The organism is Luteimonas sp. AC640a, assembly GCF_979256585.1.
Window position 1 is genome coordinate 46098 of sequence record NZ_CEEDOV010000006.1, and the last position, 26545, is coordinate 72642.

The window sequence follows — 26545 nt, forward strand, 5'->3', positions numbered from 1 at the left end:
CTCAGACTGCCGTCAGCCAGCCGCGCTGGCGCTCGGCATCGCCGCGCACAACACGCGCGTACAGCGCGGCCAGTTCGCGGGTGACCGGGTTGTCGCCATAGTTGCGGTCTTCGACGCCGTGCACCGGCGCCACTTCGGCCGCGGTGCCGCAGGCGAAGACTTCGTCGGCGTCGTATAGCTCCTCCACGGTGACGGCGCGCGAGTCCGCGCCGCTCAGCGTGACCAGCGTGTCGCGGGTGATGCCCGGCAGCGCGTCGCGATGCTGGACCGCGGTGACGCGACCGGCCTTGACGATGAAGACGTTGGCGCCGGTGCATTCGACGACGTAGCCGTCGGCATCGGTGAACAGCGCTTCGTCGAAACCGCGCGACTTGCTCTCGCGCTTGGCCAGGATCGAATTGACGTAGGCGCCGCACAGCTTCAGCGGCGGCAGCGAATCCGCGGGATTGCGCCGCCACTTGCTGATGCCCAGTCGCGCGCGGGTGCCGTTGAGGTGCACTTGGGTCGCAGTGGTCGCGACCATCAGATGTTCGGCGTGGCCTTCGACATCCAGGCCGAAACCGCCTTCGCCGAACCACGCCAGCGGGCGGATGTACGCATCGCGATGGCCATTCGCGCGCAACGTCGCCAGCACGGCTTCGGTGGCCTGCGCGGGATCGAAATGCATGCCCAGCAGCGCGGCACCTTCGCGCATGCGCGCCATGTGTTCGGGCAGACGGAACACCGCGGCGCCATCGGCAGTCGCGTAGCTGCGGATGCCTTCGAACACGCCACTGCCGTAATGCATCGCATGCGTGGTCAGGCCGGCCTGCAGTGCATCGATATCGCACAGTGCGCCGTCGAACCAGGCCTGCGGACGATTGGGTGCTGCGGTCTCCGCGATCGACGGCGCCTGCGCCGGTGAGGCCTCGGCGGTGACGTTCAACGACACGGCGACACCTCCACCGACAGGCAGTCGTAGAGCTTCGCCAGCTGGCCCTGCAGCGCGATTGCGGTGCGGTCACTCTCGACGATCATGCGCAGGTTCCAATGGTCGCTGTCGTCATGCGCGTCGCCTTCGAACGACACCGGGCGAAAGCCGCGGCGTTCGGTCGTGCCCAGCACGCGCACCAGCGCGCCTTCGGCGCGGCGCAGGGTCATCTCAAACTGGTAACGCATGGCTCGATTCCTTGGCGGACGTGGCGGCAGCGGGTTCGGTGGCAGGCACGACGGAGTCGCCGATATCGAGCGAGGTGGCTTCGTCGGCATCGAGCATCTGCGCGTTGTTGTGGTTGGGCGGCACCAGCGGCCAGACGTTGGCGGCCGTGTCGATGGCGACGTGCAGCAGCGCGGGGCCGTCGACGGCCAGCAGCGCAGCCAGTGCGGATTCGACATCGGCGGCCTTGTCGACCGACAGCGCCTGGATGCCGAACGCGCGCGCGACCTCGGCAAAGTCCGGGTTGTCGGACAGGTCGATCTCGGAATAGCGGCGCTCGAAGAACAGTTCCTGCCACTGGCGCACCATGCCCAGCGCCTGGTTGTCGAGCAGGATGATCTTCACCGGCACGCGGTAGCGCTTCAGCGTCGCCAGCTCCTGCACGTTCATCAGGAACGAGCCGTCGCCGCTGACGCAGACCACGCGCCGCGACGGGTCTTCCATCTGCGCGCCGATCGCAGCCGGCAGGCCGAAACCCATCGCGCCCAGCGCGCCGCTGGTCAGGTGCTTGCGCGGATGGTCGAAGCGCCAGTGCTGCGCGACCCACATCTGGTGCTGGCCGACATCGCAGGCGACGGTCGCATCGGGCGCCAGTTCGCTCATGCGCTTGAGCAGCGCGGGCGCGAAGACCTTGTCGCCAGGTGCGTCGTAGCGGGCGGCGAATCGCTCGCGTCGCTGTGCGCACAACTCACGCCACGCAGTGCGTGCGGCGGCGTGCCGGCCCTGCATCTGCGCCGCGCACGGCGCGCCCAGACGCGACAGACTGGTGGCGACATCGCCGCACACCGACACGTCCGCCGCGCGCAGCTTGCCGATCTCGCAGCTGTCGCCGTCCAGGTGCACGATGCGCGCCAGCGGCGCGAACTCGGCCAGCTTGCCGGTCGCGCGATCGTCGAAACGCGCACCGACGACGATCAGCAGATCCGATTCCTGCACCGCCAGATTCGCCGCGCGCGAGCCGTGCATACCGATCATGCCGAGGTTGGCCGGATGCGTCGGCGGCAGCGCGCCCAGCGCACGCAGTGTCAGCACGGTCGGGATCTGGGTCAGATCGGCGAACTCGCGGAATGCGTCCAGCGCGTCGCCCAGGATGATGCCGCCGCCGCCGTAGACCACCGGCCGCTCGGCCTGCGAAATCAGCGCCGCCGCTTCGTGCAGCGCGTGGTCGGCGCAGGCCGGCATGACGTCGGCGGTCGAGGGGATGTGCGCGCCCAGATGCGCGGCATCGCCGATCTGCACGTCCTTCGGCAGATCGATCAGCACCGGGCCGGGACGGCCGGAACGCGCGATGCGGAAGGCCTCGGTGACGACGTTGGGCAGGTCGTCGACGCTGCGCAGCAGGAAGCTGTGCTTGACGATCGGCAGGGTCATGCCGAACACGTCCAGCTCCTGGAACGCGTCGGTGCCCATCAGCGGCGTCGCCACCTGGCCGGTGATCACCACCATCGGCACCGAATCCAGCATCGCGTCGGCGATGCCGGTCACCAGGTTCGAGGCGCCCGGGCCGGAGGTCGCGACGCATACACCGACGCGCCCGCTGGCTCGCGCGAACCCGTTCGCGGCGAACGCCGCGCCCTGTTCGTGGCGGACCAGCACGTGCTTCAACGATGCGCCGTGCAGCGCGTCGTAGAACGGCATGATCGCGCCGCCCGGATAGCCGAAGATCGTGTCGACACCTTCGGCTTCCAGCGCCTGCACCAGCCAGCGGGCGCCGTTCATCAGGCGGCCTCGCTCTGCGGTTGTGCCGGCGCGCCGGTCTGCTCGCCCAGCCAGGTCATCTTGGCGCGCAGTTCGCGGCCGACCTTTTCGATCGGGTGGTCCTTGTCGGCCTGCTGGAACTTCTTGTAGTTCGGCAGGCCGGCGTCGTATTCGGCCTGCCAGTTGCGGGTGAACGTGCCGTTCTGGATGTCGGTCAGCACATCCTTCATGCGCGCTTTGACACTCGCATCGATGACGCGCGGGCCGCTGACGAAGTCGCCGTACTGCGCGGTCTCTGAGATGAACTCCAGCATCCGGGTGATGCCGCCCTCGTAGAACAGGTCGACGATCAGCTTCAGCTCGTGCAGCACTTCGTAGTACGCGATCTCGGGCTGGTAACCGGCTTCGACCAGCGTCTCGAAACCGGCCTGCACCAGCGACGACGCGCCGCCGCAAAGCACGGCCTGCTCGCCGAACAGATCGGTCTCGGTCTCTTCCTTGAACGTCGTCTTGATGATGTTCGCGCGCGCACCGCCCAGACCCGCGGCGTAGGTCAGTGCCAGCTGCTCGCCCTTGCCGGTGGGATCCTGGTGCACGGCGTAGATGCACGGCACGCCGCGGCCGATCTCGTACTCGCGGCGCACCAGCGCGCCCGGGCCCTTGGGCGCGACCAGCACCACGTCCAGATCCGCGCGCGGCGCGATCATGTCGAAATGCACGTTGAGGCCGTGCGCGAACAGCAGGCAGGCGCCCTGCCTCATGTGCGGCGCCAGCACGTCGGCATACAGCTGCTTCTGCACCATGTCGGGCGTCAGCACGGCGACCAGGTCGGCATCGGCGACTGCGTCGGCAGGCGTCTTGACGGTGAAGCCGTCGGCCTTTGCCTTCTGCTCGGTCGGGCCGCCGGGACGCAGGCCGACGACGACGTCGAAGCCGGAATCACGCAGGTTCAGCGCGTGCGCGCGGCCCTGGCTGCCGTAGCCGACGATCGCGATGGTGGGATTGGCGTTGCTCATGGGTGGTGGTGTCCGATCTGCGGGTGGAAAGGGGAGGGCGGGCGGCTCACGCGGTGACGCGTGAGGCCCGGATGTGGAAACGGCCGGCGGTCGAGGGCGTTGCCCCGTCCCGACCGGCCGTCCGAAACACCGCGTCGGCGGTGGAGGAGGCGGTGTCTCCGCATGCATCCGGACACGCGGCCGACGCACGCGCTGCGCCTTGCGGCGTCGCGGGCTGGGTCGTGAAGGCGTTGGCGGGATGGCTGTGCATGGCAGGTGGCTCTAGGACTGGAGGTTTTGTGGGGGCCAAACAAAAACCCCGCGCCTTTCGGCGCGGGGTTCAGGTTCTTTCGACCTTCTGGAGTTTCGTCTTGCTACACGAACCCCATCCCCGCGCCATTCCGGACGGCAATAAGGAGTACGAGTACGAGGAGAATGGCCGAGGTGAGCGCGACCGGCAGACGCATGTCGCGCACGCGGAGGCGTGCGGCGATGGCGGTCTGGCGGTGGTTGTTGCGCTGCGTCATGGAGCCGAGAAAAACACGCCCGTGTCGGACATGTCAACAGTTACTTCGACAACGGTTTGCCCGCCGGACGCTTGCGGTGCCGCTGCCGCAACAGCTTCAACGCGGCGGCTTCCCACTGGCGCTCACCACGTGCGTCGCCCGCTGCACGTTGCAGTCCGCCATCCCGCCAGGCCGCGTAGAGCACCGGGTCGATGTACGCCTTGCGGCACACCGCGACGGTGTTGCCGAGCGCATCGGCGACATCGGCGATGACGATTTTCTCCTGCGTCGCCAGTGCACGCTCGCTGGGATCGCCACCTTTCCTGCCTTCGGGCAAGGGCATCGCCGCGAACCGGCGGAACGCCATCAGCGTGCCGCCCCAAGTGCGAAAATCCTTGGCGGTGAACGCGCCGCCCATCGCCTCGCGCAAATAGTCGTTGACCATGCCGGAGTCGACGCCGTGGCGTTCGCCCTCGTCGTCGACGTACTGGAACAACGCTTGTCCCGGCAGCTGCTGCACCTTGCGCACCAGTGCGGTCAGCTTCGCGTCGTCGAGCTCGATTTCCTGTTCCTGTCCGCTCTTGCCGCGGAATTTCAGACGCGCGCGACCGCCACGCACGAGTTCGAAATGACGGTTGCGCAGCGTCGTCAGACCGAACGAGCCGTTGCTGCGCGTGTAGCTGTCGTTGCCGACGCGCACGAAGGTCTGCGCCATCAGCGAGACGACGATCGCCAGCACCTTGTCGCGCTGCATGCCCGGCAGTTTGAGATCGCGCCCCAGTGCACGGCGCAGACGTGGTAGCGCGGTGGCGAACGCGACGATGCGATCGAACTTACCGTGGCCGCGCACCTCGCTCCAGTCGGGGTGATAGCGGTACTGCTTGCGTCCGCGCGCATCGCGGCCGGTGGCCTGCAGATGTCCGTTCTCGAGTGCGCAGATCCACACGTTGCGATACGCAGGCGGGATCGCGAGCATCCGCACGCGGTCGAGCGTCGCGCGATCGCGCACGGCCTTGCCATCGGGATCGCGATAGCTGAACCCCTTGCCCGCGCGGCGCCGGCTCAGGCCAGGCAGGTCGTCACTGACCCAGCGCAGGCCCGCGAGGCGCGCAGCGCGCACGTTGTCTTCATCGTTCACGGATTTGCCTGTCAGCTTCATGAGCGGCTGATAACAAGCGCGGGATCAGTGCCTCGTGAACAGGATCCGCTTCACTCTCCCGGCACGCAGCCGTTCGCACACTCGCCCCACACAAATTGCACCAGGAACACCGCCATGAAGACGATGCACAAGACCCTGATGGGCGCCGCAATTGCCGGCACGATGCTGATCTCGGGCACGGCTGTTGCGCAGCAGATGCAGGAACGTGGCGAGCAGACTGTCGCTGCGAAGTCCGACTCGGAGCAGCCGGTCTCCGATACGTGGATCACCACCAAGGTCAAGGCCGATCTGCTCGCGTCGAGCGACGTCGCCGGCCTCGACATCGGCGTCGAGACCACCAACGGCATCGTAAGCCTGTCGGGCGATGTCGAATCGCAGGCGCAGATTGATCGCGCCAAGGCGATCGCTGGCGAGATCGAAGGCGTCAAGCGCGTCGACAGCGCCCAGCTGAAGGTTGGTCCGGCGAACTGACGCCGAAGCGATCCGCGTGACCTCGAGGCCTCCCGCATCTGCGGGAGGCCTTTTCGTTTGCGGTGTCCGCAGATTTTCTCAGCGTTGTGCTGAGAGCAGCACCTGTTCCAGCGCACCACTGTCGTTGTGCATCGACGCGCCTGTCGCGGGACGCGACAGGCAATCGGCCAGTGACGCCGGCAACGCCACTGTGTGACCGACCAGCGGTTCGACGATGGTGTCGAATTTCGCAGGGTGCGCAGTCGCCACCACCGCCCAGTCGCGGGTATCACCATCCGAGCGCAGGGTTTCGAGCAGATGCAGGCCCGTCGCGGTATGCGGGCAGGGCACGATGCCGTGACGCGCGGGCGCGGTCTGGATCGTCGTGCGGATGGTCGCGTCGTCCACCGAGCGCGCGACGAACGCGGCGCGCAATGCAGCGTCGTCTGTATGCCAGTGGCGCAGACGTTCGAAGTTGCTCGGTGCGCCGACATCCATCGCGTTCGCGAGTGTGGCGCGCGTGGGCTGCACGTCGTAATCCGTTCCATCGAAGAAACGCGGCAACGTGTCGTTCGCGTTGCAGGCCAGGTGTACTTTGCCCAGCGGCGCACCCATGGCCCGTGCCACGAACGCAGCGGATGCATTGCCCAGATTGCCGGTCGGCACGATGAGATTGAGCACGTGTCCGGTCGCGGCGTGGTGGTGCGCAGCGGCGTGCGCGTAGTACGCGGCTTGCGGCAACAGGCGGCCGAGACTGATGCTGTTGGCGGTGCCCAAAGAGATGCGCGCGCGCAGCGCCGGATCCGACAGCGCATGCTTCGCGAGTCGCTGGCAGTCGTCGAAACTGCCGTCGACGCGGTATGCATGCACGTTGTCGCCCCAGCATTCCAGGCCATGCGCCTGGCGCGGTGACACGCGTCCGTCCGGATACAGGATCACGACCGAGAAGCCGGATCGGCGATGGAATGCGGAGGCGACGGCGGCGCCGGTATCGCCCGAGGTCGCCACAAGGATCGTGGTGTCCGGCGCGGCGGGATCGCGCAGTTCACCGAGCGCGCCGGCGAGGAAGCGGGCGGCGTAATCCTTGAACGCCGCGGTCGGGCCGTGAAACAGCTCGAGCAGATGGTCACCCGGACCTGCGAGCGGACGCAGTGGCGCGTCGAATGCGAAGGCCTTTGCGCAGAGATCGGCGAGTTGCGATTCGATACGCGAACCGGCGAACCACGGCGCGAGCGTGGCGATGGCGGTGTCGACGAGCGTCTCGCGCGGGGTGACGAGATCGATCGTCGGAATCGACTCGGGTACGTACAGGCCACCATCCGGTGCGAGACCGGCGACGAGCGCATCGTCGATGCCGACTGCGGGTGCGTCGCCGCGGCTGCTGACGAACTTCATGCGGCGTCTCCATCGAGCAGATCTGCGCGTGGACCTGCGACCGGCGAAACATAGGCCTGCGCTTCGATGCCGGCATCGGTGAAGCCTGCGCGCATTGCAGGTGCGGCTTGCTCCGCCGCCTCGCGCGAATCGAACCACGCGAACACGCTGGGTCCGCCACCGGAAATGCTTGCGCCCAGCGCGCCGTTCGCCAGCGCCGCGGCCTTGACCGCATCGAAACCGGGAATCAGCGGCGCGCGGCGTGGTTCGACCAGCACGTCGTGCAAGCCGGCGCGAATCAGTTCGCGATCGCCGCGCTGCAGGCCGGTCAGGAACAAGGCCAGATGCGTGCTGTGCGTCACGACGTCGTGCAGCGCGTACGGATCCGACAGCACGGCGCGCGAGCGGCGCGTTTCCAGCACCTGATCGGGATGCACGACGACCGCGTGCAGCCAGTCGGGCACATCGAGTGCGATGAGTCGATCCGCTGTCGAAAGCGTCACGCCGCCGAGCAGCATCGGCGCGACGTTATCGCCGTGGCGCGCGCCGGACGCGACCGATTCGCCGTCGAGCGCGAAGGGGTACAACGCCTCGCGCGACAGCGGCTCGTCGAGCAGTGCGTTCGCCGCGACCAGCGCCGCGACGCAGGACGCTGCGGAACCACCAAGCCCAGAACCGAGCGGAATGCCTTTTTCCAGCGTCAGCGCGAAGCCGAACGGCAGCGACAACGCCGCGCACAGCGACTGCAACGCGCGGCCGGCCGTATTGTCGGCGGCATGCAGCGGCAGGCGGTGTGCGCCTTCGACCGCGCCACCGATGGACTCGATGCGCACTTCCGGCCTGTCGATGCGGCGGACCTGGGCAATGTCGCGGGGTCCATCGATCACATGACCGAGCACATCGAATCCCACGCCGATGTTGCCCACACTGGCGGGCGCGAACGCGCGCACGGTCATGCCTCTGGAATCGGGCGTGTTGCTCATGCGTGGCGCCAGCCGGTGCGCGCGCCGAGTGCGTGCGCGATCGCGAGCACGTCACCGAACACGCCGGCGGCGGTGACCTGCGGGCCGGCGCCCGGGCCCTGCACGACCAGCGGATTCTCGGCGTAACGGGCCGTGGTGAACTGGACGAGGTTGTCGGTCAGGCGGGTATGCATGCACGCATGATCGGCGGGAAGTGCGCGCACGCCAACACTCGCGTCGCTGCCGGCACCGAGCCGGGCGATGTGGCGCAGCCCGCGACCGTCGGCACGCGCGGCGTCCAGACGCGTCTGCATCGGTGCGTCGAGTTCGGACAGGCGCTCGAGGAACACGTCGAGCGGCACGTCGCGCAGCGCTTCGGGCACCAGGCTTTCGACGTCGACATCCTCCAGCGACAGCGGCCGGCCGGCTTCGCGCGCGAGAATTACCAGCTTGCGGGCGACATCCAGACCGGACAGATCGTCGCGCGGGTCGGGCTCGGTGTAGCCGAGCGCACGTGCTTCGCGCACGAGATCGGAGAACGGTCGGCTGCCGTCGAAGCTGTTGAACAGCCACGCCAGCGTGCCCGACAGCATGCCGTCGATCGCATGCAGCGTGTCGCCTGTATCAAGCAGATTGCGTAGCGTCACGATCACCGGCAGACCGGCGCCGACCGTGGCTTCGTACAGAAAGCGGCTGTGACCGGCGACGCGTGCGTCGGCGATTCGTGTGTAGCGCTGCCAGTCGCCGCTGCCGGCGTGCTTGTTCGGGGTCACGACGTGGATGCCCGCGGCCAGCCAGTCCGCGTACTTCGCCGCGACGACGTCGCTGGCACTACAGTCGACGATCATCGCGTGCGGCAGATGGTCGGCGCGGACGTGTGCGGCGAAGGCATCGAGATCGCAGGCGTCGGCCTGGTCATCGAGCAACGCGCCTGCGGCGTCCGGATCGAGTGCGACATCGCTGAGATGCATGCGCCGGCTGCCGGCCACCGCGCGCAGGCGCAGGTCGACACCGGCGCGCGCACGCAGCGCCGGGATCACCTCGGCCAGTTGCGCCAGCAGCGCACGTCCGACGTTGCCGGGGCCGATCACGCCGACCGAGACCGTTTGCGGCGACAGCCAGAACGCGGCGTGCGCGGCGCGCAAGGCGCGTGTGGCGTCGTCCTGCGCGATCGCGACCGAGATGTTGCGTTCGCTCGCGCCCTGGGCGATGGCGCGGATGTTGACGCGGGCCTGCGCCAACCCGTCGAACAGGCGTGCCGCAACGCCCTGGCTGCCGACCATGCCGTCGCCGACTGCCGCAAGTACGCACAGATCGGTCGTCACCGTGACGCCCTGCGCCTGGCCTTCGGCGATCGCCTCAGCGAAAGCTGCGTTGATCGCGTCGTGGCCGCGCGTCGCCTGCTCGGCGCGCACCACGCAGCAGATCGAATGTTCGGACGAGCCCTGCGAGATCATCGTCACCGACACGTCGGCGCCGTGCAGTGCGGCGAACATGCGCTCGGCCATACCCGGCACGCCGACCAGACCGTTGCCGACGAGCTCGAGTACCGCGACATCGCGCACCAGGCTCAGGCCCTTGACCGGCGACGCCGCGGGCGCCGCGTTCAGCGCGATCAGGGTGCCGGGTGCGGCCGGGTTGCGGCTGTTGCGGATGCGCACCGGCGTGCCGCGCGACTGCACCGGCGCCAGCGTCTGCGGGTGCAGCACCGTGGCGCCGAAGTAGGCGAGTTCGCAGGCCTCCGCATACGACATCGACTCGAGGCAGACAGCGTCGGGCACGAGCCTCGGATCAGCGGACAGCACACCGTCGACATCGGTCCAGATCGTCAGCGCGTCGGCATCGAAGAGGTTGGCGAAGATCGCCGCGGAGTAGTCGCTGCCGTTGCGACCCAGCGTCGTGTCGCGGCCGTCGGCATCGCGCGCAACGAAGCCGGTGATCACGACATCTCGTGCGCCGTGCGCAAGACGCCACGTCGCGAGTCGGGCGCGGCTGGCATCCCAGTCGACAACGGCGCCCATCTCGGCGGCGTGGACGACCAGGACCTCGCGCGCATCGAGCCGGTGCCAGTCCGGACCAAGTGCGGCTTGTGCGAGCCGCGAGGCCAGTTGCTCGCCGCAGCCGTGGATGCGCGCGAGGCGCGCGTCCCGCGATTGCGGATCGACACCGGATTCGTGGTCCTGCAGATCGTGCGCCAGCGCAGAGAACTCCGCCTCGAGCGCGACGTGCAGCGGACCGCCCGCTTCGGATTCGAACGCATCCGCCGTGTCGAGATGGCGCTGGCGCAGTGCCTCCCAGCCCGGCTTCCAGTCTTCGCCGGCAGCGGCCGCATCGCCGAGTGCGACCAGCGCATTGGTGGTGCCCGCCATCGCCGAGACCACGACCGGCCGCAAGCGCGCGTCGGCAGGCACGAGGACGGCGAGCCTGCCGATATGTGCGGCATCGGCCAGGCTGCTGCCACCGAACTTGTGCACGTGACAGGCGAGTGCGGGCGATGCCAAGGGGGCGGGTGAAGCGAGTGGCGCGACAGCGGACATCGGAGAACTCCTCATGGAGCTCCGCAGCCGGCAGGGTCGGGACGAGGCGTCCGCACCCCGGGTCGGGATGCGGAGCGGGCGGTCAGATCAACTGGCGCACGTCCACATCCCGGGGCCGGTGGTACCGGTGCCGGGGATGGTGGTCGTGGTAATGGTCATCGTCAGGGAGGCAGGAGTCGTCGCACGTGGCTGCTCACCGGCATGACCGGTAGCGAGGCTGCGGGGCGAGTGCGTGTTGCGATGCGTCATGGCCGCAGAACAGCATGGGGCTTCGTGCGGTGTCAACAGTTCGATCTGAAACGATGGGACGTCCTGCCACCGAGCATCGCGCTGGACCTCAATTCGGCGGGCCTACGGCCGCTAACGAGGCGGGGCGGAAGCGCAACGGATTGATCATCATGTCGGAGTGCGGGAACGTCGCGACCTCATGCGTCATGGACGGTTTGCCGGACGCACCCATTGGCCTGTTGCGCCTGACCAGTCACGGGCGCATTGACGAGGCGAATGCCGTGGCACGGGATCTGCTCGGCCTGGGGGCCAGGCCGGATACCGGTTGGCCGGCACCCTGGGGCGTTCCACGCGACGCACTTCAAGCGCCCGAGGGTGTCTGGATCGCACCCGGCGGCGACCCCGCGCGTCGGCTGCGTTACCGGCGCGCAGGCGAGGGCTGGCTGGTATCGCTGCCGCACGCCGAGACTGCAGCACTGCTGCGCGACCAGGCACGTCGGGAAGCAGGTGCGCCTGCGCTGTCGATGTCGATGTCGGTGGCCAGCGCCGAACCGGCGGACGACGCGCGCGGTCTGCTGGTCCGGGTGGGTGCCGGCCTGACCGCCTGCGATCTGGACCTGGACCTGGAGCTGGGCGACAGCGCACTGGCGGCCGAGTGTCACCTGTCCGCTGGCTTCGGCAATCTGACCGAGGCGATCCGACAGGCGGTGGCGCTGTCGGTTGATATCGCTGGTGCGGTGCCGGAGGTGGTCGCGGACAACGATCGCCTGGTGCAGCAGTCGCAGACCCAGGTCGATGCACTCGTCGAGGTCATGGCTGCAAGCCGTCGCCTGCTCGACGGTGTACAGGCCGCCGCCAACGAATTGTCGGCCGTCCGCGCCGAAGCCGCGCGCGCGGATGCCAGCGTGCGCGCCGGTCGCGAGGCGGCGGCGGTCCTGGCGGACGCGATCTGCGAGGTGGAGCGTCGCGTCACGCGGGCGACTGAAGTCATCGCAGTGATCGATGCGGTGTCGATGCAGACCAACCTGTTGTCGGTCAACGCCGGCATCCAGGCCGCACACGCCGGGCCGGCGGGACGCGGCTTCGCGGTCGTGGCGACCGAGATCCGGTTGCTCGCCGAGCGCGCCGCCAAGGCGTCGCGGGAAGTGCGCGGCATCGTCGAAGACACAGTCGCTGCGCTCGGCGACGGTACGGCGTCCGCACATCAGACCGGCCACGTCCTTTCGGAGGTCGGCGATCTGCTGACGCGCGCGGGTGGGGCGATGGCCTCGGTCGCGAACCGGATCGGCGCGCAGGATGCCGAGATCCTCGCGATCGACCAGGCAGTCGAACACGCCACCGGTCTCGGTCGGAGCAATCTGGAGCGTGCCGCGCGCGTTGCCGAGCGCAGTGAAGCGCTGGGTCGCAGCGTCGCCGAACTGCAGGACTGCGTGGGATTGTTCAAATTACCCGCCGATCCGATGCGTGTGGCGCGGCATGCCCAGGTGCGGGATCTGGCGCGCGTCACTGCGGCGGACATCGGTCGCACCCTGGACGCGGCAGTCGCACGCGGCGACATCGACGTCGACGCGTTGTTCGACCGGAATTACACACCCGTGCCGGGTATCGAGCCGCCGCGATTCCGTACCGCATTCGATGCCGTGTGCGACCGGCTGCTGCCTGCGTTGCAGGAGCCCGTGCTCGACGCGCATCCGTGGGTCGCATTCGCGATCTGCGCGAATCCCGACGGCTACGTACCGACGCACAATCTGCGTTTCTCCAAGCCGCTGACCGGTCGCCGCGAAGCCGATCTGGTCGGCAACCGCACCAAGCGCATCTTCGGCGACCGCGTGGGACGAAGCGTCGGCGCGCACACCGATCCCTGGCGGCTGCAGGTGTACCGCCGCGATACCGGCGAGATCATGTTCGACCTGTCCGCGCCGGTGTTCGTGCAGGGCCGGCATTGGGGCGGCTTCCGCCTGGGCTACGCACTGGACTGAATTACAGCGTCCCGGAGCATGCTGGTATGCCTCCCGGTTTCGCGGTCTAATGCGCCCCGAAGCGGGGGTACCGGCATTGCCGGTTGAGAGAGTCCCTTCGAACCTGATCCGGTTAATACCGGCGTAGGGAAGCTTCGCAGGACTCGCCGCAGAACCGTCCTCCGCATCCATGTGCGGCGGTTGCCGCGTCAGGCCCGCGCCGCCGCTTCGTCCGCGAGAAGGAGAGCCCGCCCTCGGGCTCCCGTCGCCACCACAGGACGAATGCCATGAATGCCGTGCCTTCCACGCTGCTGCAGCAGACCGACCAGCTCTCCGAATCGGTGACGCGCCCGATCCCGGGCTCGCGCAAGATCCACGTCGAGGGCTCGCGCCCGGACCTGCGCGTGGCGATGCGCGAGATCGTGCAGACGCGCACGCCGACGTTGTTCGGCGGCGAGGAGAACCCGCCGATCACGGTCTACGACCCTTCGGGCCCGTACACCGATCCGGGCGTCACGATCGATCTCGCCGCGGGCCTGGCGCCACTGCGCGCGCGCTGGATCGAAGAGCGCGGCGACACCGAAGCACTGCCGGCATTGAGTTCGGCGTTCGGCCGCGGCCGCGAACACGACCCGAAGCTCGCGCACGTGCGGTTTCCGTCGCGCACGCTGCCGCGCGTGGCGAAGGCCGGCGCCAACGTGACCCAGATGCACTACGCGCGCCGCGGCATCGTGACGCCGGAGATGGAATACGTCGCGATCCGCGAGAACCAGCGCCTCGAACTCGTGCGCGATGCGCTGCTGCGCCAGCAGCATCCGGGCGAAGCATTCGGCGCGAACATCCAGCAGGTGATCACGCCCGAGTTCGTGCGTGACGAAATCGCACGCGGCCGCGCGATCCTGCCCAACAACATCAATCACCCCGAAAGCGAGCCGATGATCATCGGCCGCAATTTCCTGACCAAGATCAACGCGAACATCGGCAACAGTGCGGTGTCGTCGGGCATCGCCGAAGAAGTGGAAAAACTGGTCTGGTCGATCCGCTGGGGCGGCGACACGGTGATGGATCTGTCGACCGGCAAGCACATCCACGAAACGCGCGAGTGGATCATCCGCAATTCGCCGGTGCCGATCGGCACGGTGCCGATCTACCAGGCGCTGGAGAAAGTGGACGGTCGTGCCGAGGAACTGACCTGGGAGATCTTCCGCGACACGCTGATCGAGCAGGCCGAGCAGGGCGTCGACTACTTCACCATCCACGCGGGCGTGCTGCTGCGCTACGTCCCGCTGACCGCGAAACGCGTCACCGGCATCGTCTCGCGCGGCGGTTCGATCATGGCGAAGTGGTGCCTCGCGCATCACCGCGAGAGCTTCCTCTACGAACATTTCGAGGACATCTGCGAGATCATGAAGGCCTACGACGTGGCCTTCTCGCTCGGCGACGGCCTGCGGCCGGGCTGCATCGCCGACGCCAACGATGCCGCGCAGTTCGGCGAGCTGGAGACGCTCGGCGTGCTGACGAAAATCGCGTGGAAGCACGATATCCAGACCATGATCGAAGGCCCCGGCCACGTGCCGATGCAGCTGATCAAGGAGAACATGGACAAGCAGCTGCGCGAGTGCGGCGAGGCGCCGTTCTACACGCTGGGGCCGCTGACCACCGACATCGCGCCGGGGTACGACCACATCACCAGTGCGATCGGCGCGGCGATGATCGGCTGGTTCGGCACGGCGATGCTCTGCTACGTGACGCCGAAGGAGCACCTCGGCCTGCCGAACCGCGAGGACGTGCGCGACGGAATCATGGCCTACAAAATTGCCGCACACGCATCCGATCTCGCCAAGGGCCATCCCGGTGCGCAGGTGCGCGACAACGCACTCAGCAAGGCGCGGTTCGAGTTCCGCTGGCAGGACCAGTTCCACCTTGGCCTGGATCCGGAAAAGGCCGAAGCTTTCCACGACGAGACCCTGCCCAAGGACGCGCACAAGGCCGCGCATTTCTGCTCGATGTGCGGGCCGCACTTCTGCTCGATGAAGATCACCCAGGACGTGCGCGAGTACGCGGCCGAGCACGGGGTCGGAACCGAGGACGCGCTAGCCGCGGGCATGGCGGAGAAGTCGGCGGAGTTCCGCGCACAGGGCGCCGAGGTCTACCGCCCGGGCTGAATGCACAGCGGCCGGATGAACCGTTCCTCCGGCCGTCGCATCCGCGCGACGCTGCACCGCGTATGTTCAGTAACGGTATCGGGACAGCGCGTCACGATCCGCCCCAGAACAGGGAGATCCGATATGAAGACTTCGACGTCCCGCGTCGCCGCATGGCTCGTGGCGCTGTGCGGCCTCGCACTGCTTGCAGGCTGTGCCACCGGCCCCCGCATCACCACCGAGGCCGATCCGCGCGCGGACTTCTCGGCGTACCGCACCTGGTCCTTCTACACGCCGCTGGCGATCGAGAAGGAAGGTTACGAGACCCAGACCAGCGAGATCGCCAAGGCGGCCGTGCGCGCCGAGATGGAGCGCCGTGGCTACCGCTACAGCGAAGCCAACCCGGACCTGTGGGTGAACATCAACGCCTACATGGAACGCCGCACCGACGTCAGCAGCTATCCGACGGTTGACTACGCGTACTACTACAGCTACCGCGCCCGCGGTTACTTTGCGGTGCCGTACTGGAACGAGCGCACCAACGTGTACCGCTACACCGAGGGCACGATGAATATCGACCTGGTCGATGCGCGCGCGAAGCGTCTGGTGTGGGAAGGTATCGCGGTCGGCCGCGTCTCCAACAACAAGCCGGATCAGCGGGCCCAGCGGATCAACTCGACGATCGCGGAGATCTTCGCGAACTATCCGCACCAGGCCGGCGCACGCGCGCAGGCGATGTAAGCCGGGCACCTCACTGCAGCAATTAAAGAAGCGGGCCATACGGCCCGCTTTTTTCGCGCTGACGTGCGCTGTGCTGTTTCCAGTCCGTCCGCTGGGCTGATGTCGCGGAAACCTGCCGCTGCAGAATCTGGCCGCTCGGCTGCGATGCAGCGGCGGAGCGCCGTGTCGGAGTGGGCATCACCGACGCTGATGTCCTGTCATGGAATGGCCTGACGATAGAGCTTGAGCAGGCTTCCGGGTGTTTTGAACTGGCCGGGGCCGGCAGACCAGCCATGACCTGTGTCACGCGCGCTGTGCCGAATCCGGCCGCAGACTGCACGTCATTCAGCCTTCCTTGGCTACCCTCGCTCACCTGCAAGTTGGTGCTCCGATGCCGAACCCGATGTCTCCCGACGTGCCGACGCCATTGCGTCTTCGCGTGGGCGACGGCGTCGTCGATCTCGCGACGCGCGAGATCCTCATGCCCGAAGCGCGTGGTCCCCGTCGCGTCACACCGAAGGCGATCGGTGTGCTGCGGATGCTGGCGCGCGTGCCAGGCGCTGTGGTCGGGCGCAATGATCTGCTCACCGAAGTGTGGCCCAATACGCTGCCCACCGATGATGTCCTCACACAGGCGATAACCCAGCTGCGCAAGGCGTTCGGTGCTGGGGCCGCCGGTGAGGATGTGGGCAAGCGTTATATCGAGACGATTGCCAAGGGAGGCTATCGTCTCAACGTCGCGGTGGAAGTGCTCGCATTCGATCCAGCGCACGTCCTGTCAGATGGCGGGTTGACGACTGACCCTGCGTTTGAAGCCGCGACACTGCTTTCGTCCCCGGCGTCGGCGCCCCCGATCAGGCCCCGGAACGTTGCGCTGGAGCGTGGCGTCTGGCTGCTGGCTACGGCGGTACTCGCGCTGGTCGCCTTGGTGCTAGGCGGGCTCTGGGCAACGTTCGAGTCCTCGCGTCTTTCGGGCGATCCTGTGGAGATTGCGCCCGGGCCTGCGCCAGTCAGTCGCCCCTATCGCCTGATCACCAGCGCTACCGGCTTTGCATTGTCTCCATCCTTGTCGCCCGATGCCTCGATGGTGGCCTACTCCGCCTCCGGTAACGGCCATAACACACAACAGTCGGTGATCTTCGTCCAGACGACATCGAGCGCATCGCCCCGCGCGCTCTCGCGGCCATCGCCTGGTGCGCGAGACGACCTGCCGGCCTGGTCGCCGGACGGTCGCGAGATCGCGTTCGCGCGTTGGGAGATCGATGGGGCATGCCGCGTGCTGCTGGTATCCGCCAACGGAGTCGGCGATGAGCGCGAGATCGCACGTTGCGATGGCAGCGACCTGCTGAGCTTCGACTGGCTTCCCGATGGTACCGGACTGCTGTTCGGCACCATGACAGGCAGTGGAAGCGAGACGCGTCTGCGGATCCTCGATCCGGTCGCCGGCCGTTGGCGCGATCTCGATTACGCCGGTGCTGCCGGTGATATCGACTACGCGCCGCAGGTGTCTCCGGACGGGCTGTGGATCGGATTTATCCGCAATCCGCAAATGGGCGATCTGTGGAGGGTGCCTGTCGAGGGCGGCGCGCCACAGCAAGTGACCCGGCTGGGCGCAGAACTGCGGGGCTGGAGCTGGGCGCCGGACAGCAGTGCGATGGTGTTCGGCCTGCGCGTCGACAGCGAAGCGCGTCTGTATCGGGCAGATGTGGACACTGGCGCAGTCATAGATCTTGGCATCGAGGATGCGCAGTCGCCCTCGATCTCGCCGCGTGCCGGGATGATGGCATTCGTGCATCGGCGGCCGCAGTTCGGGATCTTTAGCGTGGACTCGGCAAGCGGAGAGTGGCATCGCCTGTTCACATCCTCAGGTCGGGATTCCCAGCCGACGCTTGCGCCTGACGGCGAACAAATGGTTTTCACATCCGATCGCGCGGGTCTCTTCGAGCTGTGGTGGGCTCGTTTGGGTGCGCCAGATTCATTGCGTCCGATCGAGGGGGTGCGACCTGATACCCGTCAGGCGCCATCCTGGTCTTCAGATGGAAGGCGGTTGCTGGTCACAGCACTGGATGCTGCCAATTCGCCGATGATCCTCGAGATCGAGCCGGCGAGTGGGCGGATAACCCCGCTTGAAGTGCCCGGCGAGCGCCCTGCACAAGCCGTGTATGGGCCTGCGGATACTGTATTCGTGCTTGAAGACGATCGTGACGCAGGGGGTACCTCGCTCGTGGCCTATGATCGCGCGGCGTGGCGGGTTCGAGGCCGTATCGAAGGGGTATCGCAGGTCAAATTTGACGCCATGCATGATCGGGTGCTCTACACCCGGATCGATGCCAGCGGTCTTTGGATGGCGCCGTCGTCGCTTGACGAAGCCGGGATCGTCCGTTTGAGCGCCACCATGCCGTCACGTTGGCGCTATCGCAGCTGGTCGTTGGCACCGGATGGTCGCATTGCGTATCTCGACGCGACGGCAGCCTGCTGGGCCAGACTGTCCAGGTACCGCATTGATGCTGCACGACTTGTCACCGATGGCGATGAGTGCGTCGATCCGGTCACGCGTAGCGCAACCAATGGCTTCTCGTTCGATGGCGCTTCTTCGTATGTTTCGCTGGCTTCCGAGGATGGCAGCGGCATCGGCTTCATGCCACTTTCGCGAACGCGGCCTGGAAGTGGCGGGATTTTTAAGTGGCTGATATCACTGAAGAATAAGCTTTCGTAAATCCTTCGGGTCTCATTTCGCCACGATTTCGGCAAACTCTACGTCCTGCTTCGGGCAAATTCCGGGCATATCCGGCAAAACGTGCGCCTGCAAAGTATTCCGGGTGCCGAAATGTCGAATTGTCTGTGGGCTGCACGCGGCCAGATGCAAGCGCTGGAAGGCCTGTCACAAGCAGCCCGTTGTATCGGTGCGTCCCGATTGGGTGCTGTGCAGGTGACCGCGCCCGTCTTCAGTCTCTGGATCCAGGTACGCGGTGACGGCTGGATCGAATCGCGGGAAGGCCGTTTCCGGATGCGCCGTGGCGACTGGATGGCGTTCGAGAAGGAATCGTCGCCACTGGTGCAGAGTGGTCCGCAGGGGCTGTGTGTTGGCATCGCACTGGACGGCAGTGCCTTGGAATCAATGCAGGCACTGAGTGATGGAAGTCTTTACGCAGGTCGTGGGCGATTGCCTGGCAGCGAGGTGCGAATCTTGCTGCGGCTCTGGCGCGAAGCGGCACAGGCGGACGGTGATGCCCTGTCGGTGCGTCCGCTGCTGCTGCAGCTTGCGCACGTCCAGCGTGACCTTGCAGCGCGCGTCCGCCGCTGCCCAGGCCGCTCGCGCAGTCGCAAGCGGCAGGTGTTCGGCCGCATGCAGCGAGCACGGCTATATCTTGAAGGCAACGCGGATCGCGTCGTCAGGATCAGCGAGCTGGCGGATCTCACGAGCTTCTCCAGCTGGTACTTCTCCAAAGCGTTCCATGCGTTATATGACGAGAGCCCTCAAGCGCTTTCTGTCCGGCTGCGATTGGAGCGAGCGGCGCAGCTGCTGGGTACAACGTCGATGATGGTGGGCGAGGTGGCGGCAGCCAGCGGATTCGACAACTGCTGCAGCTTCGCGCGCGCGTTCAAGAACCACCATGGTGTGCCGGCGAGTCGGTATCGCAGTAATTTGAGCCGCCCCGACGGCGGGATGAGCGGTAACGAGACGTGCGCATCCGCTTAACATGAAGGCGTGACGCAGATCGCTTCAAAGCAGCCCAGCTTCCACATGCGCCAGATTCGGCAAAGCGAGTGGCTGGCAGCGGCAAGGCAGTGAAGGTGGCTCCGGACGTAACGTGCGAATGGCGTCTTAACGCCTCAGTAACGCACACACTCTGGAGAGAGAATTTTGAAGAACCTTCGCACTCCCGCTATGCGGAAGGGCCTTTTGCCGGCGGCGATCCTCGCTGCCTTTGCGCCGGCGGTCACGTTCGCGCAGGAGCAGGCCGCGACTGGCACAACTGAGCTCGACCGTATCCAGGTCACCGGCTCGCGTATCCGCGGCGTCGAGATTGAAAACTCGCAGCCGATCCTGACTGTGTCGCGTGAAGAAATTGCGCGCTCGGGTCAGGCGACGGTGGCCGACCTGCTGCAGAACATCTCGTCCGCGGGCTCGCCGGCCATCTCGCGCGCCGACGCGCTGGCATCCGGCGAGAATGTCGGTGGCTACTACATCGATATCCGTAACCTCGGCGCCAACCGCACGCTCGTCCTGCTCAACGGTGTGCGCCTGGGCGCAACGACCGGCGGCCTGCAGGATCTGAGCCAGATCCCGGTGTCGGCCATCGAGCGCATCGACATCCTGAAGGACGGTGCATCCGCCCTGTACGGCTCCGATGCGATTGCGGCTGTGGTCAACGTCATCACCCGCTCGCGCTTTGACGGCGCGGAAGCCTCGGTCCAGTACGGCCAGTACACCGACGGCGACGGTGGCGAGACGATCTACTCCGCTACCTTCGGCACCAGCAACGACCGTGGCGGCATCACGCTCTCGGCCGAGTTCCTCGAGAACGACCCGGTGTTCGCAGGCGATCGTTTCTTCAGTGCGTTCGGTAATGCCGGTCCGGATTACCCAGGCTCGGGCTTCAGCCCGGTTAGCCAGAATGGCTCCTGGTTCAATGAAGCACTTCAGCAGTGGGTCACCCTGCGTGATGGCGGTGACCCGACCAATGCAGCCGATTACGTGCCGCATACGGCCGATTACAATGCCAACTCGAACCAGCAGATGCTGCTGCAGACGGGTCTGGAGCGTAAGTCGGTGTTTGCGAACATCAATTACGACCTGACTGACAGCATCACGTTCAACAGCGACATCCTCTACAACAAGCGCGCCACCGACCAGCAGATCGCTGGTTACCCGTACCAGTCGGCTGCCTTTGGCACCCCGCTGTCCGGTGACAGCGTGTTCAATCCGGTCGGCGAGGACATCGAATTCCGTCGTCGTCTGTGGGAGGTGCCGCGCACTACGCGCAGCGAGCTGACCACGTTCCGTGTCGTGGCTGGTCTCAGTGGCTATTTCGAGGTCAACGAGCGTCCGTGGGACTGGAACGTCAGCTACGCGAACAACCGCAACGAGCTGACCAAGACCGGCCACGGCGATGCCAGTCTGCTGGCAACCGCGCCTGCCCTTGGTCCGTCGTATCTCGATGCCAATGGCGTGGCGCGCTGTGGTACGGCTGCGGATCCAATCGACGGCTGCACACCGTGGAACCCGCTGCTTCCGTTCGGCGTGGCCGGCCAGGGTTCGCTTGCTAATCCCGAACTCCAAAACTTCCTGTTTCCGACCTATACCGATACCGGCGAAACCAGCAGCAAGATCTATTCGGCCAATCTGAGTGGCGGCCTGTTCGAGCTGCCGGCTGGCGATCTGGGGTTCGCGGTTGGCGTCGAGCGTCGTGAAGAGACGGGTCGTTTCGTACCGGACGCGTTCAACCAGAGTGGAAACTCGACCGGCCTGCCGGCGACGACCACCCAAGGTGAGTACGAGGTCAACGAGGCCTACGCCGAGCTCAACATCCCGGTGTTGTCCGACATGGCATTCGCGCAGGAGCTGACCTTCAATCTGGCGTCGCGTTACTCCGATTACAGCAACTTCGGTGAGACGACCAACTCCAAGGCTAGCTTCATCTGGCGTCCGATCGAGACGGTTGCGTTGCGCGGCACATGGGCGCAGGGCTTCCGCGCGCCGTCCATTGACAACCTCTTCGGCGGCATCGGCGGCAGCTTCGAGAGCTACACCGATCCTTGTTCGGTTGGCGTGTCGGGCAGCGTTGCGGGAAATGCGGCATGTACGGCGGCCGGCGTGTCGCCGACCTACGTGCAGCTGGGTCAGGGTCTCGAGCCCTGCACCGCGTGGCCGTGCCAGACGCCGGACCAGTTCCTGTCCGGCTCCAACCCGGATCTCGGCCCGGAAGAGTCCATCAGCAAGACCGCGGGCATTGTCTGGAGCCCGGGCTTTGCAGAAGGCCTGACGCTGAGCCTGGATTGGTACAACTACAAGCTGTCCAACTTCATCATCTCCGACAGCGTCGACCGCATCCTGCGTGACTGCTACGTGTTGGGCGATGCCAGCCGTTGTGCCGGCATCACGCGTGCTGCTGACGGCCACATCAGCAACATGTTCTTCGGTCTGACCAACCTCGGTGAACTCGAGACGGAAGGCTGGGACTTCGGTGCGCGTTACCGTCTTGCCGATACCGCAATCGGTCGCTTCAACTTCGATTGGCAGACCAGTTACGTCTCCAAGTACGACACGCTGGGCCAGAACGCCGATGGCGACAACATCTACGTCGGCGGTGTGGGCGATCCGGGCGTCTTCCGTATCCGTTCGACGCTGGGCACCAACTGGGAAATCAACGAAGAGTGGAACTTGACGTGGAACATGCGTTACTACTCCGGTATCAACGACGGCTGCGTCACGAACCGTCCCTGCACGGATCCGGATCGCTTCCAGAACGGTGAGACCGCTCCGCGTAACCGACTGGGTTCCAACACGTTCCACAACGTCCAGGTGGCTTACAACGCACCGTGGGACGCGACGGTTTCGCTCGGCGTGGACAACGTCTTCGATAAGGAAGCGTCGATCATGTTCAGCGGCGGCAATGTCAGCACGGCATTCCCGTACTACCCCGAGTTCGATATCGGCCGCTTCATGTACATGCGTTACACCCAGCGCTTCTGATCCATCGAAGCCCTGTGTGATTTACTGCGGCCCCGAAAGGGGCCGTAGTTCTGTGTGGTGCCACCGCGTGTCGAACATCCATACCTGTTCAAGAAAAGGCCGCCCGAGGGCGGCCTTTTTTTTGCTGTCGGCGCGGCCGATTCTCCACGTGATTCACGCTTCGCTCTTCTGCCGCGCCATCAATTCGACGCGTATAAGCCCAATCGGTTGGTAAAAAAGATGGCCATGTCGCCGCCGTACGCGTCGCCACAGGATGACGTCTCACCCAGACGTAGGGCCACTACGCAGACGCTGGCGTAAGTGTCGCGCCCCGGGTGATGCAGGCGCGCGTCAAGTCAGGCAGGCTGCGCGTCTTCCACACCACGCAAGCGGTCTGCATGCGCACGCCATCCGTCGAGCTTGTCGAGGACGCCGGTGCGCTGCAGATACTCCTCGCGCACGGGCTCGCCTGAGGCGAGTGCGGTCGCGACATGGACTGCGCCGGTGATCCAGAAGCTGCGTGTGCCAGCCCGGGCGGGATCGCGCTGGAACGCTACCGCTTCAATGATCGGCATCGGCAGGCCCCACAGGCCGAGCAGATAGGCGCCTGCTTCGGTATGGCCCGGTGCGTCTTCGGGCTGTGTCTCCGCGGGCGCGCGTTCGTCCCGGACGCCCGGCAGCAGCAGGCCGATGTCGGCAAGCAGGGCTGCGGTGGCGCCGAGCTCGGCGCTGGATTCGGGCAGCAAGCGTCGGGCGAGCTGTGACGCCACCAGGGCGCGCTGTTGCATCGCCGGGCGGTCGAGATCGCTGCGCGCCGCGTGCGCAAACACCTCGCTGGCCAGCACCAGATCGCGCATCGTCGCCATGCCCAGCCGGGTCACGGCCGAGCGCAGATCGGTGATGGTGCGGCCAGCCGAGAAATACGCCGAATTGCACAGCTGCAGGACCTTGGCCGCGATCGCAGGATCTCCCGAAATCAGCTGCGCGATGTCGTTGGCGCTGGTGTCGTCGTCGGATTCCAGCGCGTGCGCAAGCGCCAGATAGGTCTGTGGCGGCGATGGCAGTTTTTCGATCTGGCCGATGCGCTCGCGCAGAACCGGGTTGTCGAGCAGCTCGCGCAGTTCCTCGAGGCTGCCGATCGCTTCCAGCAACTGGGCCTCGCCAACCGGCAGCGGTAGAAAACGATGCGCCAATGACAGCACGCGCGCAGGCGGCTGGCCGCCGAACACCGCGATGCGCGAGGTTTCGGGACGCAAGGTGCGGATCTGGCCGAGCAGGGTCGCAACCGGCATGTCCGGCAACGTCGGCGCAACGACCACGACATCCTGCGGCGCGTCGGCAATCAGGGCAGTGGCGGCCGTGCCGTCGACGGCGCGCTGGACCTGCCAGGCGTCGTCCATGTCGGACACGAGATCGATGAGGCCGGACGGCAGGCTGTCTTCGCCGCCCACGAACAGAATACGCACGATGGAAATCCCCTGATCGTCGCGGGCACCCACCCGGTGGCGCGACTGGCGACGATAGTAGCAATCACGCCGCTCCTGTATCTGCGGCGTGTTGCGAACTGTGACGGCAGCGACGCCGTCGCGACGCTTTACTCGGCCGCGTAGGCAGCGATGGCCTCGTTGAGCAGCGCCTTGGCCTCGGCCGCGTCGCCCCAGCCGCTGATCTTCACCCACTTGCCCTTCTCGAGATCCTTGTAGTGCTCGAAGAAGTGGCCGATGCGCTCGAGCCAATGTGCCGACACCTTGTCGAGGTCGTCGACATGCGCGTAACCGCCGAACACCTTGTCGATCGGCACGGCGAGGATCTTCTCGTCGCTGCCGGCCTCGTCGGTCATCTTCAGCACGCCGACCGGGCGGCAACGGATGACTGAGCCCGGGATCAGCGGCAGCGGCAGCACCACCAGAACGTCGGCCGGGTCGCCATCGCCGCAGACGGTGTTGGGCACGTAGCCGTAGTTGCAGGGGTAGCGCATCGGCGTGGACAGGATGCGGTCGACGAAGATAGCGCCGCTTTCCTTGTCCACCTCGTACTTGACCGGCTCGGCGTCCTTCGGGATTTCGATGATGACGTTGATTTCGTCCGGCGGATTCTTGCCGGTGGAGACGGAGCCCAGGCCCATAGCGATGCACTTCCAGTGGTCGTAAGAGCGCCCATTTTACGGCCTGTGATGTTGCGGCGCAGCGGTGATCGTGCGCGGTGGTTTCCGATGCAACAGCAAACGCGTCGACGGACCAAGGGTACGCCCCAGTATGGTCCGGCCATACGGTGGCGTACATATGGACGCCCGACTTTCGCTGACGCAGGCCCGTCCCGATGACCACGCTCGATTCGCTGTCCCCGACCGCCACCGCCGCGCAAGGCTACTGGCAGAACCCGCTGGCCCCGAACGACACGCACACGCATGACGGTCCAGCCGCCGGCGGTGTCGACGACCACGCCGACATCGGGGGTCTGGGCGATGGTCCCGATATCTCGACGCTGGATGCGCCGGAGCGTGCGCCCAATGGCGCGATCGGCATCGACGGCGGCAGCACCAACGCCACCGGGCGCACGACCGGCAGCACGCCGGACGGCAAGCCGGTCGTCAGCGACAAGCTGCACAGCGATGCCAATGTCGACGTGACCCGCGAGCGTACCCAGGCGCAGGGCTACATCAGCCGTGACCAGGTGGTGTTCACCACCGGCACCGGCGACGACAACGTCGGTGTGAGCCAGCGCGACGACGGCACCCTGGACGTGTCGGTCAACGGCGACAGTTACGAAGTGCGTCTGGCCGAAGGCCAGGAACTGACCCTGCGCACCGGCGCCGGCAACGACACCATCCAGGTCGCGTCGAACGTGCAGGTCAATGTCGTGGTCGATGCCGGCGATGGCGATAACAACCTCGACATCGAGGGCGACGGCGACAACCGCATCACCAGTGGCGACGGGGATGACACCATCCGCGCCACCGGCAGCGGCCGCAACGACATCCACACCACTGGCGGCACCAACGAAATCTTCGGCGGTAGCGGCGTCAACGTGATCTACGGCGGTGATGGCAGCGACACCATCCATGCCGGTAGCGGCACCAACTACATCGAAGGCGGCCGCGGTGACGATGTGATCCACGGCGGTGGCACGTTCGACATTCTTTCCGCGGGCGGTGGCGACGACGTGGTGAACGTGGGTGACGGCCGCACGACGGTCTATGCCGGCGCAGGCAGCGACACGATCGAAGGCGCGAACGCGCAGGCCACGATCTATTCGGAAGCCAGCGACGTCGTCAATGCGGCGACGGGTGCACGGCCGACCGTCGTCAATGTCGAGATCGACAACACCGTCGGCGATCGCGGCGTGCGCGTGCAGGGCTCCGATGCCTTCGTGCAGCGCATGCAGTCCGAACTGGATTTCCTGCGCGCCTCGCCGAACGGCCAGCAGATGATGGCCGAGTTCGACAAGGCGGCCGAGGCCAAGGGCAACACCGTGACGATCCAGGAGTTGTCGAACGAGGACAACGGCTACGCCCAGACCTTCAGCAATGACGCCGACATCGTCAATGGTCGCCCGGGCGCCGGTGGTGACGTGACCATCAGCTACAACCCGTCCTTCCACATGGACGCGTTCCCGGCACCGTCAGTGGTCCTGTTCCATGAGATGTCGCACGCCTACAACGGCGTCAACGGCTCCTTCCTGCAGGGCACGTATCGCGGCACCGGCCCTGACAATGGCCAGGTGCCCAACGCCGAACGACAGGCCGTTGGACTGGAGACCAGTGCCACGCCATACGACTTCGACGGTAGCGGCGCGATCACCCACAATCCGATTTACTTGACCGAGAACGGCATCCGCCGCGAACTGGGCATGCCCGACCGTCCGAGCTACGCGCTCTGACAGTAGGTCGTGACGTGGGGGCGGTGCATGCGTGCATCGCCCCTTTCCTGTTGAGGCGCCTGCA

The 26545-nt window shown here is 66.3% G+C and carries 18 protein-coding genes and 1 riboswitch; of the genes, 8 read left to right on the forward strand and 10 right to left on the reverse strand.

The genetic code is table 11. The features are described 5' to 3' along the window. Position 1: 1 nt before the first annotated feature. The 5 genes from ACZ9YD_RS03720 to ACZ9YD_RS03740 all read right to left on the reverse strand — a co-directional run bounded on the left by ACZ9YD_RS03720 (position 2) and on the right by ACZ9YD_RS03740 (position 5532). Positions 2-931, reverse strand: a complete 930-nt coding sequence (locus tag ACZ9YD_RS03720) for an aminotransferase class IV (protein ID WP_465073808.1) — start codon at positions 929-931, stop codon at positions 2-4. Next, positions 922-1158 (reverse strand): ACT domain-containing protein, encoded by a 237-nt coding sequence (locus ACZ9YD_RS03725; protein WP_465073809.1) that lies wholly within the window; start codon positions 1156-1158, stop codon positions 922-924. Before ACZ9YD_RS03725 ends, ACZ9YD_RS03720 begins: the two co-directional genes overlap by 10 nt. Next, entirely contained in the window at positions 1142-2914 is a 1773-nt protein-coding gene (gene ilvG / locus ACZ9YD_RS03730; RefSeq protein WP_465073810.1) for an acetolactate synthase 2 catalytic subunit, read from the reverse strand. The genes ACZ9YD_RS03725 and ilvG overlap by 17 nt, the downstream gene beginning before the upstream one ends. Beyond that, positions 2914-3909 carry a ketol-acid reductoisomerase gene (ilvC, locus tag ACZ9YD_RS03735; protein ID WP_465073811.1) on the reverse strand — a complete coding sequence of 332 codons (996 nt, stop codon included), beginning with the start codon at positions 3907-3909 and terminating at the stop codon, positions 2914-2916. The genes ilvG and ilvC overlap by 1 nt, the downstream gene beginning before the upstream one ends. A gap of 546 nt (positions 3910-4455) precedes the next feature. Next, a complete protein-coding gene (locus tag ACZ9YD_RS03740) occupies positions 4456-5532 on the reverse strand; it encodes a DNA topoisomerase IB (RefSeq protein ID WP_465073812.1) in 1077 nt (358 codons plus the stop codon). A gap of 135 nt (positions 5533-5667) precedes the next feature. Here ACZ9YD_RS03740 and ACZ9YD_RS03745 point away from each other — a divergent pair, with 135 nt between their 5' ends. Next, positions 5668-6024, forward strand: a complete 357-nt coding sequence (locus ACZ9YD_RS03745; protein ID WP_465073813.1) for a BON domain-containing protein — start codon at positions 5668-5670, stop codon at positions 6022-6024. A gap of 78 nt (positions 6025-6102) precedes the next feature. Here the strand turns inward: ACZ9YD_RS03745 and thrC are convergent, their stop codons facing one another. From thrC to thrA, 3 genes are read right to left on the reverse strand one after another with little or no spacing between them, the layout of a single operon-like run. Next, the gene (gene thrC, locus ACZ9YD_RS03750; protein WP_465073814.1) at positions 6103-7398 is read right to left on the reverse strand and encodes a threonine synthase; all 1296 of its coding nucleotides are present in this window, start codon (positions 7396-7398) and stop codon (positions 6103-6105) included. Next, complete coding sequence (locus ACZ9YD_RS03755) at positions 7395-8360, reverse strand: homoserine kinase (protein ID WP_465073815.1); 966 nt, start codon at positions 8358-8360, stop codon at positions 7395-7397. The genes thrC and ACZ9YD_RS03755 overlap by 4 nt, the downstream gene beginning before the upstream one ends. After that, positions 8357-10876, reverse strand: a complete 2520-nt coding sequence (gene thrA, locus ACZ9YD_RS03760) for a bifunctional aspartate kinase/homoserine dehydrogenase I (protein WP_465073816.1) — start codon at positions 10874-10876, stop codon at positions 8357-8359. The genes ACZ9YD_RS03755 and thrA overlap by 4 nt, the downstream gene beginning before the upstream one ends. Before the next feature lie 434 nt (positions 10877-11310). Here thrA and ACZ9YD_RS03765 point away from each other — a divergent pair, with 434 nt between their 5' ends. From ACZ9YD_RS03765 to ACZ9YD_RS03790, 6 genes are all read left to right on the forward strand, one after another. Further along, positions 11311-13083, forward strand: coding sequence for a methyl-accepting chemotaxis protein (locus tag ACZ9YD_RS03765; RefSeq protein ID WP_465073817.1), 1773 nt, complete (start codon positions 11311-11313; stop codon positions 13081-13083). Between the two features lie 53 nt (positions 13084-13136). After that, positions 13137-13231, forward strand: a riboswitch (TPP riboswitch). A gap of 118 nt (positions 13232-13349) precedes the next feature. Continuing rightward, positions 13350-15227, forward strand: a complete 1878-nt coding sequence (gene thiC / locus ACZ9YD_RS03770) for a phosphomethylpyrimidine synthase ThiC (protein ID WP_465073818.1) — start codon at positions 13350-13352, stop codon at positions 15225-15227. Between the two features lie 123 nt (positions 15228-15350). After that, the gene (locus tag ACZ9YD_RS03775; protein ID WP_465073819.1) at positions 15351-15947 is read left to right on the forward strand and encodes a DUF4136 domain-containing protein; all 597 of its coding nucleotides are present in this window, start codon (positions 15351-15353) and stop codon (positions 15945-15947) included. Positions 15948-16317: 370 nt separating this feature from the next. Next, positions 16318-18642, forward strand: coding sequence for a winged helix-turn-helix domain-containing protein (locus tag ACZ9YD_RS03780; protein WP_465073820.1), 2325 nt, complete (start codon positions 16318-16320; stop codon positions 18640-18642). Positions 18643-18753: 111 nt separating this feature from the next. Then, entirely contained in the window at positions 18754-19626 is an 873-nt protein-coding gene (locus tag ACZ9YD_RS03785) for a helix-turn-helix domain-containing protein (protein WP_465073821.1), read from the forward strand. Positions 19627-19815: 189 nt separating this feature from the next. After that, positions 19816-22623, forward strand: coding sequence for a TonB-dependent receptor plug domain-containing protein (locus tag ACZ9YD_RS03790; protein ID WP_465073822.1), 2808 nt, complete (start codon positions 19816-19818; stop codon positions 22621-22623). Between the two features lie 335 nt (positions 22624-22958). Here the strand turns inward: ACZ9YD_RS03790 and ACZ9YD_RS03795 are convergent, their stop codons facing one another. Both ACZ9YD_RS03795 and ppa read right to left on the reverse strand, forming a co-directional pair. Beyond that, the gene (locus ACZ9YD_RS03795) at positions 22959-24068 is read right to left on the reverse strand and encodes an HDOD domain-containing protein (RefSeq protein WP_465073823.1); all 1110 of its coding nucleotides are present in this window, start codon (positions 24066-24068) and stop codon (positions 22959-22961) included. Positions 24069-24196: 128 nt separating this feature from the next. Next, positions 24197-24727: an inorganic diphosphatase gene (ppa, locus tag ACZ9YD_RS03800; RefSeq protein WP_232150232.1), complete on the reverse strand. Its 531-nt coding sequence runs from the start codon at positions 24725-24727 to the stop codon at positions 24197-24199. 194 nt (positions 24728-24921) lie between these two features. Between ppa and ACZ9YD_RS03805 the strand changes: the two genes are divergently transcribed. Continuing rightward, on the forward strand, positions 24922-26481 hold the full coding sequence (locus ACZ9YD_RS03805) for a M91 family zinc metallopeptidase (protein WP_465073824.1): 1560 nt from the start codon (positions 24922-24924) through the stop codon (positions 26479-26481). The last annotated feature ends 64 nt before the right edge of the window (positions 26482-26545 follow it).